The sequence below is a fragment of the Capnocytophaga felis genome, assembly GCF_009684755.1.
Taxonomy (GTDB): Bacteria; Bacteroidota; Bacteroidia; order Flavobacteriales; family Flavobacteriaceae; genus Capnocytophaga; species Capnocytophaga felis.
Genome location: NZ_BLBC01000008.1, coordinates 51099 through 65977, shown reverse-complemented (window position 1 = coordinate 65977; position 14879 = coordinate 51099). Strand labels below are relative to the sequence as shown.

15 protein-coding genes and 1 tRNA gene are annotated in these 14879 nt (G+C 36.9%); 12 read left to right on the top strand and 4 right to left on the bottom strand.

Annotation, left to right across the window (positions count from 1 at the left end):
* Positions 1–5: 5 nt before the first annotated feature.
* The 12 genes from GN105_RS07210 (at position 6) to GN105_RS07155 (ending at position 13289) form a co-directional block, all read left to right on the top strand.
* On the top strand, positions 6–1553 hold the full coding sequence (locus GN105_RS07210; protein WP_155284739.1) for a SusD/RagB family nutrient-binding outer membrane lipoprotein: 1548 nt from the start codon (positions 6–8) through the stop codon (positions 1551–1553).
* A 23-nt stretch (positions 1554–1576) separates the two neighbouring features.
* Positions 1577–2629 (top strand): glycoside hydrolase family 18 protein, encoded by a 1053-nt coding sequence (locus GN105_RS07205; protein ID WP_227977380.1) that lies wholly within the window; start codon positions 1577–1579, stop codon positions 2627–2629.
* Positions 2630–2646: 17 nt separating this feature from the next.
* Positions 2647–3837 carry a DUF1735 and LamG domain-containing protein gene (locus GN105_RS07200; protein ID WP_155284738.1) on the top strand — a complete coding sequence of 397 codons (1191 nt, stop codon included), beginning with the start codon at positions 2647–2649 and terminating at the stop codon, positions 3835–3837.
* A 19-nt stretch (positions 3838–3856) separates the two neighbouring features.
* Complete coding sequence (locus tag GN105_RS07195) at positions 3857–5263, top strand: BT_3987 domain-containing protein (RefSeq protein WP_155284737.1); 1407 nt, start codon at positions 3857–3859, stop codon at positions 5261–5263.
* Between the two features lie 17 nt (positions 5264–5280).
* Complete coding sequence (locus GN105_RS07190; protein WP_155284736.1) at positions 5281–6357, top strand: hypothetical protein; 1077 nt, start codon at positions 5281–5283, stop codon at positions 6355–6357.
* A 234-nt stretch (positions 6358–6591) separates the two neighbouring features.
* Positions 6592–7146 carry an RNA polymerase sigma factor gene (locus GN105_RS07185; protein ID WP_155284735.1) on the top strand — a complete coding sequence of 185 codons (555 nt, stop codon included), beginning with the start codon at positions 6592–6594 and terminating at the stop codon, positions 7144–7146.
* On the top strand, positions 7127–7600 hold the full coding sequence (locus GN105_RS07180) for a hypothetical protein (RefSeq protein WP_155284734.1): 474 nt from the start codon (positions 7127–7129) through the stop codon (positions 7598–7600). The genes GN105_RS07185 and GN105_RS07180 overlap by 20 nt, the downstream gene beginning before the upstream one ends.
* A 43-nt stretch (positions 7601–7643) precedes the next feature.
* Entirely contained in the window at positions 7644–8747 is a 1104-nt protein-coding gene (locus GN105_RS07175; RefSeq protein ID WP_155284733.1) for a hypothetical protein, read from the top strand.
* Positions 8748–8809: 62 nt separating this feature from the next.
* Entirely contained in the window at positions 8810–8950 is a 141-nt protein-coding gene (locus GN105_RS07170; RefSeq protein ID WP_155284732.1) for a hypothetical protein, read from the top strand.
* Between the two features lie 134 nt (positions 8951–9084).
* Positions 9085–9807, top strand: coding sequence for a head GIN domain-containing protein (locus tag GN105_RS07165; RefSeq protein WP_155284731.1), 723 nt, complete (start codon positions 9085–9087; stop codon positions 9805–9807).
* A gap of 114 nt (positions 9808–9921) precedes the next feature.
* A complete protein-coding gene (locus GN105_RS07160; RefSeq protein ID WP_155284730.1) occupies positions 9922–10644 on the top strand; it encodes a head GIN domain-containing protein in 723 nt (240 codons plus the stop codon).
* 269 nt (positions 10645–10913) lie between these two features.
* Positions 10914–13289: a TonB-dependent receptor gene (locus GN105_RS07155; protein WP_155284729.1), complete on the top strand. Its 2376-nt coding sequence runs from the start codon at positions 10914–10916 to the stop codon at positions 13287–13289.
* An 82-nt stretch (positions 13290–13371) separates the two neighbouring features.
* On the opposite strand, the gene GN105_RS07150 is transcribed toward GN105_RS07155, so the two are convergent.
* From GN105_RS07150 to folB, 4 genes are all read right to left on the bottom strand, one after another.
* A complete protein-coding gene (locus tag GN105_RS07150; RefSeq protein ID WP_155284728.1) occupies positions 13372–13788 on the bottom strand; it encodes a CBS domain-containing protein in 417 nt (138 codons plus the stop codon).
* 190 nt (positions 13789–13978) lie between these two features.
* On the bottom strand, positions 13979–14353 hold the full coding sequence (locus tag GN105_RS07145) for a hypothetical protein (RefSeq protein WP_155284727.1): 375 nt from the start codon (positions 14351–14353) through the stop codon (positions 13979–13981).
* A 51-nt stretch (positions 14354–14404) separates the two neighbouring features.
* Positions 14405–14475: transfer RNA gene (locus tag GN105_RS07140), tRNA-Cys, on the bottom strand.
* A 40-nt stretch (positions 14476–14515) separates the two neighbouring features.
* Entirely contained in the window at positions 14516–14878 is a 363-nt protein-coding gene (gene folB / locus GN105_RS07135) for a dihydroneopterin aldolase (RefSeq protein WP_155284726.1), read from the bottom strand.
* Position 14879 lies beyond the last annotated feature (1 nt).

The window sequence follows — 14879 nt, the reverse complement described above, 5'->3', positions numbered from 1 at the left end:
ACAAGATGAAAAAACCTATCATAATAGCTTCAATTGCCCTTATCTTGGGAAGTTGTACGAAAGATTTTGAGAAAATGAATCAAAATCAATATGGGATTACAGGGAAAGAATTGGACAGAATACCACAAGGAGGTAATCAGCTCATTGACTTACAAAAACTGATTCTTCCCGAACAGGAAAACTCATATCAGATGTGTTTTGATTTGTACGCAACGGGTTATTCCGGATACGCAACCACCAAATTTACAGGAGATTACCAAACATACAACCCACGAGCGAATTGGTTCAGTTATCCGTTTGATGATACATATCCTAAAATTTACAAAGCATATAACGAGCTAAAAAAGATTTCTAAAGGGGATTATGACAAACCTTATTTTGCACTGGGTAGTATCTATAGGGTCGCCATCACACATTGGCTGACAGATACTTACGGACCTCTTCCTTATTCACAGATGAAGGAAGGACAATCGAAAGTTCCGTATGATTCTCAAAAGGACTTGTATTTAGGCTTTTGTGAGGAATTGGTAAAGTCCATTGAGGGATTGAAAAAAGTAGATGCAGCCGATAGGGAATACGCTCCGTTTGATAATGTGTACAAAGGAGATATGCAAAAATGGATTAAGTATGCCAATTCGTTGCTTCTTCGTATCGCCATAAGAATGTCAAAAGCAGCTCCTGTCGAAGCCAAAAAATATGCCGAAATGGCAGTTTCCGCAGGGGTAATTACCTCCAATGCTGATAATGCACAACTAAAAACTATTGATAATCCGGCCTTTAAAGTAAGTGACTCTTGGGGAGATTCACGTGTGAGTGCCGATATTACCGAATATATGAACGCCTTTTCTGACCCACGTCGTGCAAAATATTTTACCGAGGTAAAAAGCCGAAGTGAAGGCAAAAAGTATTTCGGTTGCCGAAGTGGAGCTCCGAGTATTACTTTTGTAAAAGAAAACTATTCGTTGCCAAATCTACAAAAAAATTCTCCAATTATGATTTTTTCAGCAGCTGAAGTTGCATTTTTAAGAGCCGAAGGAGCTTTGAAAAACTGGAATATGGGAGGTGCAGCCAAAGAGTTATACAAACAAGGTATTAAACTTTCCTTTGAACAATGGGGGGCAGGTGATGCCACTGCGTATTTGACCAACAGCAATCAAAGAGGTGCTTTTTCTGATGAAAAAGAATCCGGGTATGATGATAGATCTTTTAGTTCTTCAATTAGTGTAAATTGGGAAGATACAGCCACAGATGAGCAAAAATTAGCAAAAATCATCACTCAAAAATGGATTGCAATGTTCCCATATGGTTCGCATGAAGGTTGGGCTGAATGGCGAAGAACCGGCTACCCAAATCTGCTTCCATCTGTTGAGAACAAAAGCGGGGGTTCAGTAAAAAACATCTCTCAACAAAACGGAAAAGATATGGGCGGAATGCGAAGATTGCCTTTCTCCACCAAAGAATACGAAGGAAGCAATCTTAAAAATATCCAAGAAGCTGTAAATCTGTTAGGAGGAGCAGATAACGGAGCGACCGACCTTTGGTGGGCAAAATAATTAATTCACATAAATAAGATTTAATGATGAAAAAAATAGGAATTATTTTCGGGTTATTGGCTGTGGCATGCAGTAAAACAGAGCCAATCGAAATTATTGCTCCTCAGCGAGATATCGACACCGAAACATTAAAGAAATACAAATCCCAAACCGAAATGGAGAAAAGAAATATCGTGATGGGAATGATGTACAATTGGGGAAAGGAAAGTGGTGCTTTTTTAGCAAACACCCCCGATAGCTTGGATATCGTTGTAATAAAAAGCGGATATGACAACATAACCGAGGTTTTAAAAAACGATATGCAATTCGTTCAACAGAAAAAAGCGACCAAAGTACTCGTGGGGATTGATTTTGAAGCCGCATTCCAAGAGTATGAGTCTAAAAAAGAACAAGAGATAAATGCTCAAAAAAAGGATAAAGAACAGGAATGGAAACTATCCAACGAACGATTGACAAATCAGGAAAAGACAAAAATTCTTGCTGAACTTGAACGAGAAGTTGCAGAGAACTTAGCAAGCACAGTGATTCAGAAGTTAGAAAAGCAAGCTGATGAGTTGCTTGATATTGCAAAATCAAACGGATTTGACGGAATCAGCATTGAGTTTCCTCAGAAATTAAACGAGGCTTATCCTGCTGAAAATTTTGATAAATTTCTAAGGGAAATCACAAAAGAAGCAGGTAAAGGAAAAAAGCTTCTTTTGGTAGTTGAGAATCCGTATAACAAAGATGATGCGGCGGTTGTTAAACCTGTTGATTCTGCCAATTGGATAGTATATCGCCAAAAAGGAAAACAATCGTTTAAAAATTTTGACGAGCAATCACAAAAATGGGCTTCTTTCAAATACGTGCCTTCGGTGGATTTCACGGAAGAAGATTTGGCGGAAGGTTTTGCCGATTCGCAACTTTTTGTTCCAGGCGGAAGATTAAACCGTACGATGGACGTATTAAACTGGCAGGCAGACAACAAAGCAGGAGTGGCGTATTATCACATCGAAAAAAATTACTATGATAAGCAAGGCGATGTAACTTTCAAAACCTTACGAAATGCCATCAGTAAATTACAATCACGGAATTAATTAAAAAATTAACGGAAATGAAATTCATAAAATTAATATTTATAACAATAGGATGCCTCTCTGTAATATCTTGCTCAAATGAGGAAAAAGAAGGAGGCGAAGTGTTTGAGCAACAGGCAATTCTTTATAAATTGGAGGGTACAAGCCGAAAGCAGGCCGATTTTTCTCAGAAAACTTCCGTTTCCGCCTCTATCAGCGATGTGGGAACGCAAAAAGAGGAAAAATTCGTAGTAGCATTGGCAAAAGAAAATATGCGTGATGTTTCCGTACATTTAGGGTTGGATTTTCAAGAGGTTGAAAAATACAACAAAACCTACGGAACCGAATTTTTACCATTTCCTGAAAAAGACATTGAACTCTCTTCCGTTTTGAACATTAAGGCGGGAAGTGTAACCTCTGATGAGGGAAGCGTAAAGATGAGCATTTCACCAGAATTAAAAGAAAATACACCTTATATGTTTGCCGTAACGATGAATTCTGCAAGTGGAGCCAATATAATGAACGTTTCAAAGACGCTGTTCTACACCGTTGAATTGGTAAAAGGTCAAATTAACAGAACCATACGCATAAAATCAGATGCATATCTGGAACCTACGGGAGAAAGACTTTCTGTTGGCAAGCCTTTTACTATGGAAGGACTTATTTACATTGATGAATTCTCACCAACAGAGGCTAATATCAGCACATTTATGGGAATAGAAGGGAAAGCCCTGATGCGTTTCGGAGATTCAGGTGTCGACTCCGACCACCTGCAAGCCAGCGGCACAGATATAGGAATCAAATTCAAAACAAAAAAATGGTATCACATCGCTATGGTGGTTGACAATTCAAAAACAACAATATATGTAGATGGCAAAAAAATAACAGAATTCGGTGCAACTAAAGACCTGAGTTCTTCTTACGGCGATGGCTTTTACATAGGACGAAGCTATAACGGAAATCGAGGAATTAATGCTCATTTCTCCGAAGTCAGAATTTGGAACGTGGCACGCTCCGGTACACAGATAAGTGATAGTATGTATGAAACTGATGAAAAAAATCCTGATTTGTATGCATATTGGAAAATGAACGAAGTAGTTGATAACAAAATCAAAGACCTTACAGGCAAAGGAAGAGATTTAGTAATGAAAGGACAAAAAGGTTCTGTAGATGGTCAAACCATTAAGATGACTGTTTTTGAGGAAGATACCCCTGTAAAAGTCGATTAATTTTTAATTTGTATTCAAGATGAAAAAGATAATTTTAGCATTTGCAACAGTAGCTTTCTTAACTGCTTGTGAATCACAATTAGACCCTAAATTTGAACTTCCAAAGCCGCAATCTCCTTCTGGAGAATTTTCGGAAGGAGGATTGGTTAATAAGATGAGCCCTCAAGCATCCTCATCCAACTTTTCAGCAGATGGAACATATATATTTATAGTTAAATTAGGATACGTCGCAAAAGAAGATGGCATTGTTACCTTAGTTAAATCCGATTTTGGTAAATTGGTAAAAGATTACAATGATTTCAAAGGTGTATCGGATTATACGCTTTTTCCGGAAACTCATTATGATTTTGTGGAAGGGACTTTCAAAAAAGGAGACAATTCGACCGAGATTCAGTTAAAAATCAAGGAATATGAAAGTTTGGAACAAGGGGATTATATCTTGCCTTTGATTGTAAATGCAGGAGGAAAAAAACTGATGCATCCGGTATTTATTCGTAAAGATGCCAAATATGTTCCCCTTTCGGAAACAAACAAAAAACCATTGCCTTCTGGTACATATTCTTGCTCAAATCGCACAGAACCAATGAAAATGGTGGCTTACGTGGAAACCAACGATTGGGACATTCGCAATATGGGGCAATTTATTTTGAAAGAAAGCAAAAAACCAGTCTTTGATATGGTAATCCTCTTTGCAGCAAATATGAATTATGATGCAAAGGCGGGAAGACGTGTACTACACTTCAACGATAAGCTGCAACCAATTGTAAACGACCCTGAAAAATATATTAAACCTTTAACAGACAGAGGTATAAAAGTACTCATAGACATATTGCCAAACCATCAGGGAGTAGGATATTACAATTTCCAAAATTACGAGGAAGCCCTTGATTTTGCCCGTCAATGCAAGCATTACTCTGATAAATTAGGCATTGATGGTTGGGATATTGACGAGGAGTACGCAAGATATGATGTACTTCCGGAAAAACCTGAAAAAGGCAATCAGTCTCTTTTGTGGTTTATGAGGGCAATGAAAGAAGTGATGCCTAATAAATTATTGACTTTGTACGATTACGGACACAATCTGAGATATGATTCCGTCGATGAAATAGGCAAAAAACCTAAGGATTACTTGGATTACAGTTGGGCAAATTACAGTGAAGACCACAGCTCTTTTGCCGGAATTCCTGATGAACGTTACGGAAAATTATCAATAGAAGCTGCACAAGGAGGGTTAAATACGCATAATGCCAGATATAGGGCAGAGCAAAATCTTCAAGATTGTATGGGCTTGTTAATGATTTTCAACATAAACGGAAGAACGATAAAGAGTGGTTATGCTACTTCTGCTTTGAGTGAAGCAACCAAACTTTTTTACGGAGAAGAATGTATTTTCGAAGGAAAATATCATAACGGACCCAAAGACTAATTTAAAGTGAAAGTAAAATGAAAAATATTGTATATTTAATAAGTGCATTATTAATTGTAGGGTGTACCAAAAACGATGACGACAAGGACGAAAACCCTATAGTTGACGTCAAAAAAGATTTAATCCCGACAGAAATTGTGATAAAACAAGGAGAAAATACCCTTACAGATGCTGTAAAAGAAGGAAAAATAACTTTGGAGCAAGGCAAAAATTATCGGGTAAGCGTTTCTTTTTCAGAAGATGTAGAACTACAAAAAGGAGAGTTTCTAAAAATGAAAGCAAAAAATCCACGTGAATTTTATGCCGATTTTTACGGACGAAACATTAACAAAATCTCTGAAAAAGTAACTTTCAAGAAAAAAGGTTACAATGATTTTGTTCTGCAAATCGTACAAGAAAAGGTCGTTCCTAACTTTTACATAGATGTAAAAAATCTGTTGGAAACAGAAGGAAGTTTTATTTACACAGATGATGATAAAAAAACCGTATGGGTCTTAAATACAAACGAAACGAGCGAAAGAGCTGTTGTTGATATGGAGTTTTTGGGTCCCGTATTTTTGGAGAATTTGACACAGGAAGGAACACAAGTGATTGCGGTTCAAAAACAGGGTGATAGTGCCAAATACAGAATAACAGTAAACGCTACAAAATTAAAAGGCGGAGGTTCAGTGCAATTACCCATCTATTCACTTATTAATGACCAAAAAGGAGAACAAATAGGAGAAATTACATTTATAGGGGAAACAGCTCCATATTACAAAAGTACAGAATGGTGGTCTCAGTCTCTTCCCGATACCTTTTCACATTATATAGGGTTTGATGAGCTTAACAAAGAACTTAATTTCTATACTTTTATGGAACAGGAGGAACACATTTTTATTGATAATGTCAACAATGAATTAATTGAAGAATACAACTTGAACCCTGAACAAAAAGGAGTCCTTTCACTAACTCTTAACGGACTAATCAACACAAAAGTTAATCAAACAATTCGTGTCTTTGATGTTTATCAAGGTGAGCTTGTAAATGGCAAGATAGAGAAAAAGAAAGGAGCTACCAAGCGGGAAATGTTTATTAATGTGTCGGGATGGTAATTTTTTCTTCGTTTTGAAAAAATAATACAGAACTAAACAGAAATGAATTAAGCAATGTAAATAATTTATTTACATTGCTTTTTCTTTTCAAACAAACTAATAGTATCTAACGGAAAACAATATTATTGACCTATACGGAATTTATCCCTCAAAAAAACAAACCTTTTTGAAAAAAATTACCGAATTTTGTAACAATTCCTTTTTTCGTGCATCTTTATAACAAAAAGAACGATTTTGACCACCTCAACCGACATACTCATCGAGGCTTGTCGCCGAAACGACCCCAAAGCACAGTTGGAGCTGTACAGGCAGTACGCCAAAGCGATGTATAACACCGCCTTGCGTATGCTTCAACAGCAGGACAAAGCCGAAGATGCCACTCAGGAAGCTTTCATAAAGGCGTTCCAAAAGCTGGGCGAGTTTCGGGGAGAGAGCAGCTTCGGGAGTTGGCTCAAACGCATCGTAATCAACGAGAGTTTAATGATGATTCGGCAAGAAAGAAACATCATCTCGTTGGAAGACAGCTCCATCGACCAAATTGACGACAACAACCAAGAACAATACGACTTTCAAGAAAGCGAAGTAAAAGTATTACTGCACGCACTGGGTTTGCTCCCCGAAAAATTACGCGTTATCCTGAATCTTTCGCTCATTGAAGGCTTTGATAATGAAGAAATCTGTGAAATTCTACATATATCCGACGCAAATTGCCGAACAACGATTTCCAGAGCCAAAAAAGCATTACGTGAAACCATAGAAAAACTAAAAAATGAAAGAAAATATTTTTGACATATACGAACTTCCGGACGGACACGAAGCCCGATTCCTCGAAAAAATGCAAAAACGGCAGTCAGAACCCGAAAAACGTCCCGAAATCAAACGCCAAACGCTCAAAAAAATTATCTATTGGAGCATATCCGTAGCCGCATCGGTGGTGGCGGTACTTCTCTGGGTGGCACAAAAACCCGTAAGCCTTGAAAACATATCGGAAACGGCGTATCGTTCCGAGCAATACTATTTACCTATGATTCAGGAGAATATAAAAATCATCAAAAGCCATACGAAAAATGAAAAAATGGTGAAAGATGCCCTCCAACAGCTCGAAAAAATGAATGCCGATTATCTTGTCATACGAAATAAAATCATTAAAGAAGGACAAAACAAGCAATTATTGTATGCAATGGTCATAAACTTTGATACACAGCTTGAATTTTCAAACAATATTGTAGAAATGATACTATAATGAAATCAAAAATGGCAAAAATAACACACAAAATCAAATAAATATGAAAAAAATATCTCTAATCATCGTATTTTTATGGAGTGTAGCTGTCTTGGCGATGAAAAATTCTCCCGAAATAGGAAAAAACGATTCATTCATACAATACAAACACACCGAAACAAAAACTATCCGAAAGGAATTTAAGGTAAACGAATCGGCTTCGCTTTTCGTAGCGAACAAATACGGCACAATCACGCTGATAACTGATGAAAACAATACCAATAAAATAAACATTGAAGTACAAATTAAAGTAAGTAGCAACAATCCGAGCGATGTTCAGGAACGGATAAAGCAAATCTCTGTGGATTTTTCCAATTCAGGAAGCAATTATGTATCGGCAAAAACCATTATTGACAACAATTCATCGTTTTTTAAGAGTTTCGGACAGAAAAAATCCATCAGTTTTCAGATAAACTACACCATTTCGCTTCCGGAAAAGATAAAAATATCGCTGGAAAACGAGTACGGAGATATTTTTATCAATAAAACACAAAGTTTTCTCAAAATCAATGCCGACTATGGCTCCGTCAATTTGGGAGATATCCTTAGTGATGCCGAAATTAACCTTGAATACAGTCCAAATTCTTCTATCGACCAGATTAAAAACCTAAATTTGAATGCGGATTACTCCAAAATGAACATCGGAAAGGCAAACTATATCAAAGCAAATTGCGATTACACAAATTTGAGCATCGACCGAGTTAAAGAAATTGTCGCGAATATGGATTATAACGGAATCTCGATAAGTGAACTTGAAAAAGGACAGATTTATGCCAGTTATTGTGGGGTAAGTGTCGGAAAAGTGTCCGAAAATATCACTATTGACTCCGATTATGGCGGAATCAAACTAAAAGAAATCCTTCCTCATACAAATTTGGTGAAAATCAATGCAGAATATGCAGGAATTTCATTAGGATATCATCCAAATTGGGAATTTCAATACGAGTTTTTCAATTCTTACGGAAAAATCTCAGTGCCGGAGAACCTCCCTTACACCAAAAAGAACGTAAAAATGATGGAAACGACCGTCAGCGGGAAAAAAGGTAGCGGAAAAAATACTTTCATCATATCAAGTAAATATGCAGGAATTAAAATCTATGAAAATTAACGCTCAAAACATTTAAAATTTTGCATCATCTATCAGAAATGAAAGACAATCCATAAGAAATAATGCTCCATCTGATAGAAATCATACGTCATCCAATGGAAATCATACACCATCTAATGGAAATGAAACATCATCTGACAGAAATCACACACCATCTGACAGAAATAGCACATAATATAATAAAAAAATACTTAAAAATATAATTTTCATCTCAAATAAGCATAAAATTCTATAAAAGACAATTGAATTTTCACATTCTTGGCTTGAAAAATACTTTCTTTCTGTAATAAAAGAAAGAAAATTGCATAAAATGATTAATTATAAAAAAATAATAAATATGAAACGATTTGTAGTAATGCTATTTTTAGCGGTATTTTCGGTAAGTTGTATCCGATGGTTTATGAAAGAGACCATAAAAGATAACGGAAACATTGTAACTAAGGAATTTGTAGTTGGGGAATACTCCAAAGTGGTAAATGTTGGCAGTCTGGAAGTGATTTTAAGCAAAGGCGAAATGGGGAAAGTGCGTATCGAAGTCTCGGATAACTTAGAACCTTACATTTCCATAACAACTGAGGGGAATTCATTGGTTATCGACTTAGATGATAATTACAACTATGACATTAATCACAAAGCCGTAGTGTATGTTCCTGTAAACGAACAATTAAATGAGATAAAATCAGTCGGAGCTGGGCATATCTTTTTAAAAGAAAGACTCAACGTGCATCATTTGAAGTGCAGTTCAACGGGAGCAGGCAATATTGAAATTAATATTGATGCCAATGAATTGGAATTATCACTTATCGGTAGCGGAAATTTTAAAGCTGAAGGAAATTCTCATAAGTTAAGTGCTTCTATCACAGGCTCGGGTCATATTAATGCTCATCAGAATAAATCAGAAGTAGTTACGGCTAAAATATCAGGAGCAGGGGACATAAGTGTGTATGCTTCGAAAGAAATTAAGGCAAAAATTACAGGAGCAGGCAATATTATTGTAGAAGGAAACCCTGAAAAGAGAGATACTTCGGTTCTCGGTGCCGGAAATATTGAATTCAGGTAAGAAATCAAGGGAAAATACATTGAAATTAAGCTATTTTTGAATCAGTCAGAGGATAATCCGACAGAAAAATTAAAAAAACAGATATAAAAATAATAACATTTAAAAGATAATATTATGAAACGATTAGCAACAATTCTATTTTTGGTTACATTTTCAGTAAGTTATGGGCAATGGTTTGGAAAAAAGACCATAAAAGACAACGGAAACATTGTAAATAAAGAACGTCAGGTTGGGGATTACAATTCCGTTAAACTGAAAGGCTTCATCGATGTGATTTTGCTCAAAGGCGAAGTGGGGAAAGTACGCATCGAGGCTTCGGATAACGTAGAACCTTACATTTTAACCACGGTTAAAGGCGGAGAAATCACCATCGAGTTGCAAGAAGGTTATAGTTACAACTTTAAGCATAAGGTTAATGTATATGTACCTGTAAACGAACGCTTGGAACAGGTTTCACTATCGGGTTCGGGTGATATTTCAATGAAAGAACAGATAAAAGTAGCGAATTTGAAGTGTATGCTGTCAGGTTCGGGTGATATTTCCATCAATTTTGACGCCATCCGATTGGATTTATCTTTAAGCGGTTCGGGCGACCTTATCGCCAAGGGAAATTGTCCGGAAATTAGTATAAAATTGGTCGGTTCGGGGGATATTACCACCGATGGCATTCGAGCCGAACACGTAACGGCACAACTTTCCGGTTCGGGAGACATAGATGTATATGCTTCTAAATCCATTAAGGCAAGAGTGTCCGGTTCGGGCGACATCTCGGTAAAAGGAAATCCCGAATTGCAGGATACGCACGTTTCAGGCAGCGGGGAGATTCATTTTAGGTAGAAATATGACATTATAGCCAACCTAAGATAGTTTGTCATACTAATTCCCCCTTTGAAGGGGGTTAGGGAGATGTAAATCTTAAGAAAACATCCTCCGTCCTTCGGACACCTCCTTCAAAGGAGGATTTTGTAAAATGACAATCTAAAGTGAGTTCGCTATATCAAATTGAATAAAATCAAAGGTTTTAAAAAATCTTTGATTTTATCTTAAAAAAATTACTACGTTTGATTGCATATCTCATATAACAACACCAATCAGAATAATCATTTATGAAAAAACTCCTTATCATTTTATCTTTTTTAAGTACGCTTTCTTACGGGCAACATCTTTCGCTCTCGGGCAAGGTAATTGATGCCCAAACAAAAGAAGAAATGCCTTTTGCAGAAGTAGCTCTTCAAGGAATATCCAACGAATCGGTTGAAATCGGCGTAGTTTCGAACGAAAAAGGCTATTTTCAGATAAAAAACCTGCAAAAAGGAAAATATTTAATGAAAGTTCATTTTGTGGGATATGAAAAACTGACAAAAGAAATCGACCTCACGCATAATAAAACCGACTTAGGCGTGATTTCGCTGAAGATGACCTCCGAAAATCTGGGAGAAGTGGTGGTGGAAGGCAAACGTGCGGCACTTTCTTACAGCGTTGACCGAAAAACCATCAATGCGGCTGCCTTTCCGGAGGCTTCCAACGCTATTGATTTGCTCACCAATGTGCCATCAATTCAAATCAGCGTCGATGGGAAGATAAGTTATCGCGAAGGAGGCTCGTTCGCCGTGTATATTAACGGAATCGCCGTGAAAAATGGCGAGGAACGCTTGCGTACACTTGAGGCTTCGCAAATTGAAAAGATTGAAATCATTACCAATCCGTCCGCCCGATACAGTTCAAGCGGAACGGCAGGAATTATCCGTGTTTTGCTCAAAAAGAACCGCTTGGAAGGGTATGCCATCAATTCCTCCGTGTTGGGAAACTCCCTCGGCACAAGTCAAATCAATTTTTCGGTAGATAAAAAGGGAAAACAAGGCGGTTGGCACACCTCTGCATATTTGGGGCATTCCACCAGAACAAAAACGGATATGGAAACGTTCAACCAGCTGCAATCTGATAATAAATTCTTTGAAATACACGAAATAAACAATTCCAAAAAGCGAAACAGAAGTAATTTCTTTGAATTTGGGTTCAATTATGATGTAACTGATAATGATTTTATTGATTTTTCAGTAATTCTGAAACCTTTACGCGACCGCGAAAAAGAAACTTCCTACATCCAAACCGTTGAAAACATATTCGACCTAAACCGAAACCTAATCACTTCGGAAAAATCAACCAGCGACAATAGTTATACTTTTGATTATCAGATGGTGGGCGTGAATTTGGAATACAATCACTTTTTCAATAAGGATAAATCGCACTCGCTGAAACTAACTTCGGGATACGATGTGTTTATAGGAAGCTCTGATACGGAATCTCGAAACGTGTGGACGCGTCCGTCAGAAACCATCGTTTTTGGAAGCATAGAAGCAGAAAAAAATGAAATCTTTACTTCTACGGAATTGGCTTACGAGTTGCCTCTGACCGAAAAAAGCAATTTGGAAGCAGGAATTGCCATAAAAACGGACTTCATTCCTGAAATTACCAGCGAAAGCGGAATTTTTCAAGGCAATAAAATAGGCATTCCTTCCCCCGATTTCCCGAGTAATCAGAAAATTAAATACGAACAGAATGAGTACGCTGCTTACACCACCTTTAAAAGTAGTTGGAAGAAATTCGAGTACAAATTGGGGCTTCGGGTAGAGCATACACGGCGTGATGTTTCGTACGCTTACAACAAAGCAGCAGAGCAAAGAGTAACCGATAAGTACAAAAAGAACTTTACCGATTGGTTTCCGTCCGTGCATTTGTTGTATAGTTTCTCGGACGATACGCAATTGGCAACCAGTTACAGCAGACGCATACAACGCCCTGAATATTGGACAATTACTTCCGTCTTCAAAATGGAAGACAGGTACACTTATATCAATGGAAACAGCCGTTTGCGATTCAGTTACACCGATGCTTACGAAATGAATTTTAAAAAATCGTGGGGCAAGGATTTTGTTTCGGCAGAGATTTTCGCACGTAATCAGCACGATTTCTTTGGAGATTATCGCCGTCCGTTTCGTGATAATATTTTACTCATTACTCAGGAAAACTTAGGCGATTCGTGGTCGGTAGGTTCGGAATTGATGACAGGACTTGATGTTTTTTCGTGGTGGAATGTAAACGCATCATTAAGTGGTTTTTATTTCGACCAAAAAACGAGTGTAGATAACATTGAAAATCGTTTTTCGCAGTGGCGTTTCCACGGAAAGATGAACAATACGTTCAAATTTCCGAAAGATGTTTCTGCCCGATTGAATTTGGCATTTCAATCACCTGTTACGGGTTTGCAATTTGAGAACGACGGAATTTTCTCGGCTTCGGCGTCAATTACCAAAAGTTTTAAACGCAATCGTTGGCAACTGACACTTTCGAGCTGGAACATATTCGATTCACACCGACAAATCCAACAAAGAAACAGTGATAAATTCGCCTTAAAAACGCAAACACGCTATCATCCTTATGTGGCTTTCTCTGTGAAATATCAGTTTAACAATCAGAAGTAAAACTTAGTAAACCTATTTTTATAATATCTGCAAAAAAAGAAAAAGCTGAGAAATTCTCAGCTTTTTATGTTTGAATTCACCTTTAATATTGCTCCAACAAATAGTTAATCAAATCGGTTGTTGTTACAATTCCTACCAGTTTATCATTTTCCAAAACGGGAATGGAATGAAAACTTTGCTTTGATAGTATTTCAGCCACTTCCTTAATTGTTGCATCGGAATTTACCGTCAGAGGTGTCTTTGCCATTATTTGTGGAATGGTGTACATATCATAAACCACAGAAGTCACCTCATCTTCGTTATCGGTCATATCTGCAAAACTGATTCGCAACAAATCGGAATAACTAACAATACCAACAATTCTGTCATTTTCCACCACAGGAATATGACGAATTTTGTGCTTTTTAAAAAGCCTTTCTGCATCGTACAAAGACTGTGTCGGGGTTAATGTTATCAACTTCCTCGACATAATTTGAGATATGGGAACTCGCTGTTTCATAGTGTTTTCTTTTTTATTTTGAATGATTTCTACGAAACAAAGTTATCTCTAAAATCGCTAAGAAAGTATGACCAAAATCATTGGCTTTTAAATTTCTTTTTTGTATCTTTACTGAATTTTCATTTTAAAAAACTGAAATAAAAAACCTGAACAAAATTGTTCAGGTTTCAAAATCTTAAAAGTATATTTTTTAGAAAACAGCTGCTAAATCTTTTTTATATTTAGCAAGCAACGCTCTCGTTAATCCAAGGTTAGCTTTTGTAGAATCTACTGCCAGATAAATAAAATAACTTCCGTTGGCAGAGATGTCTATAATATGAATTTGATTTGCCAAAGTAATCAAAATATCTTCAATCTTATCTTTTAATCCTAAAACTTGAAGTGCACTTTGCTCCGACTTAACAACTTCCAAGTGATAGGCAGAAGCTAAGCTAGGGTCAAAATTAGGGTCTACCGTATCAGAGCCATAAGATACTCCAGATCTTACCTCTGTAACAGATACTGCAATAAATCCAGGAACATTATTTCTCATATCCTGAATAAACTTATCTAATACGTTTGTCATATTATTTATTTTTTAGTGTTGTTTCTATACTAAGTACTTGAACTAAGTTAGAGGCATCGAGCGGATTCGAACCGCTGTACAAGGTTTTGCAGACCTCTGCCTAGCCACTCGGCCACGATGCCTTTTTTTACTCAGGTCGCAAATGTACAATCTTTTCTAATATTAACAAAATCTTTTTCGTTTTATTTTTATGCTTACAGCTTCAACATCTCCTCCTATTGGTGGATTTAATTTAGAAATTTTCACTACAACTTTCTCTGTTCGAAGTAATTCCTTAAATATTCTGTCAGATATTCTCCCTGCAACGTGTTCCAGAAGTTTTGAGCGAATTGCCATTTCTTCCTTCACTATTCTGTTTAAATGAACGTAATTTACTGTGTCAGATAAGTCATCTGAAGTTATTGATTTTTCCAAACCTAATTTAACTTTCAAATCAACACGATAATCGCTTCCTATTAGCTTTTCCTCATTCAAACACCCGTGATTTGTGTGAATTCGTATGTTTTTTAAAATAATTTGCCCCATA

What these genes read in the sequence shown, in the direction of transcription:
- GN105_RS07210 (WP_155284739.1), top strand. Translation starts at nt 6, where the DNA reads ATGAAAAAACCTATCATAATAGCTTCAATTGCCCTTATCTTGGGAAGT.
- GN105_RS07205 (WP_227977380.1), top strand. Translation starts at nt 1,577, where the DNA reads ATGATGAAAAAAATAGGAATTATTTTCGGGTTATTGGCTGTGGCATGC.
- GN105_RS07200 (WP_155284738.1), top strand. Translation starts at nt 2,647, where the DNA reads ATGAAATTCATAAAATTAATATTTATAACAATAGGATGCCTCTCTGTA.
- GN105_RS07195 (WP_155284737.1), top strand. Translation starts at nt 3,857, where the DNA reads ATGAAAAAGATAATTTTAGCATTTGCAACAGTAGCTTTCTTAACTGCT.
- GN105_RS07190 (WP_155284736.1), top strand. Translation starts at nt 5,281, where the DNA reads ATGAAAAATATTGTATATTTAATAAGTGCATTATTAATTGTAGGGTGT.
- GN105_RS07180 (WP_155284734.1), top strand. Translation starts at nt 7,127, where the DNA reads ATGAAAGAAAATATTTTTGACATATACGAACTTCCGGACGGACACGAA.
- GN105_RS07175 (WP_155284733.1), top strand. Translation starts at nt 7,644, where the DNA reads ATGAAAAAAATATCTCTAATCATCGTATTTTTATGGAGTGTAGCTGTC.
- GN105_RS07170 (WP_155284732.1), top strand. Translation starts at nt 8,810, where the DNA reads ATGCTCCATCTGATAGAAATCATACGTCATCCAATGGAAATCATACAC.
- GN105_RS07165 (WP_155284731.1), top strand. Translation starts at nt 9,085, where the DNA reads ATGAAACGATTTGTAGTAATGCTATTTTTAGCGGTATTTTCGGTAAGT.
- GN105_RS07160 (WP_155284730.1), top strand. Translation starts at nt 9,922, where the DNA reads ATGAAACGATTAGCAACAATTCTATTTTTGGTTACATTTTCAGTAAGT.
- GN105_RS07155 (WP_155284729.1), top strand. Translation starts at nt 10,914, where the DNA reads ATGAAAAAACTCCTTATCATTTTATCTTTTTTAAGTACGCTTTCTTAC.
- GN105_RS07150 (WP_155284728.1), bottom strand. Translation starts at nt 13,788, where the DNA reads ATGAAACAGCGAGTTCCCATATCTCAAATTATGTCGAGGAAGTTGATA.
- GN105_RS07145 (WP_155284727.1), bottom strand. Translation starts at nt 14,353, where the DNA reads ATGACAAACGTATTAGATAAGTTTATTCAGGATATGAGAAATAATGTT.
- folB (WP_155284726.1), bottom strand. Translation starts at nt 14,878, where the DNA reads ATGGGGCAAATTATTTTAAAAAACATACGAATTCACACAAATCACGGG.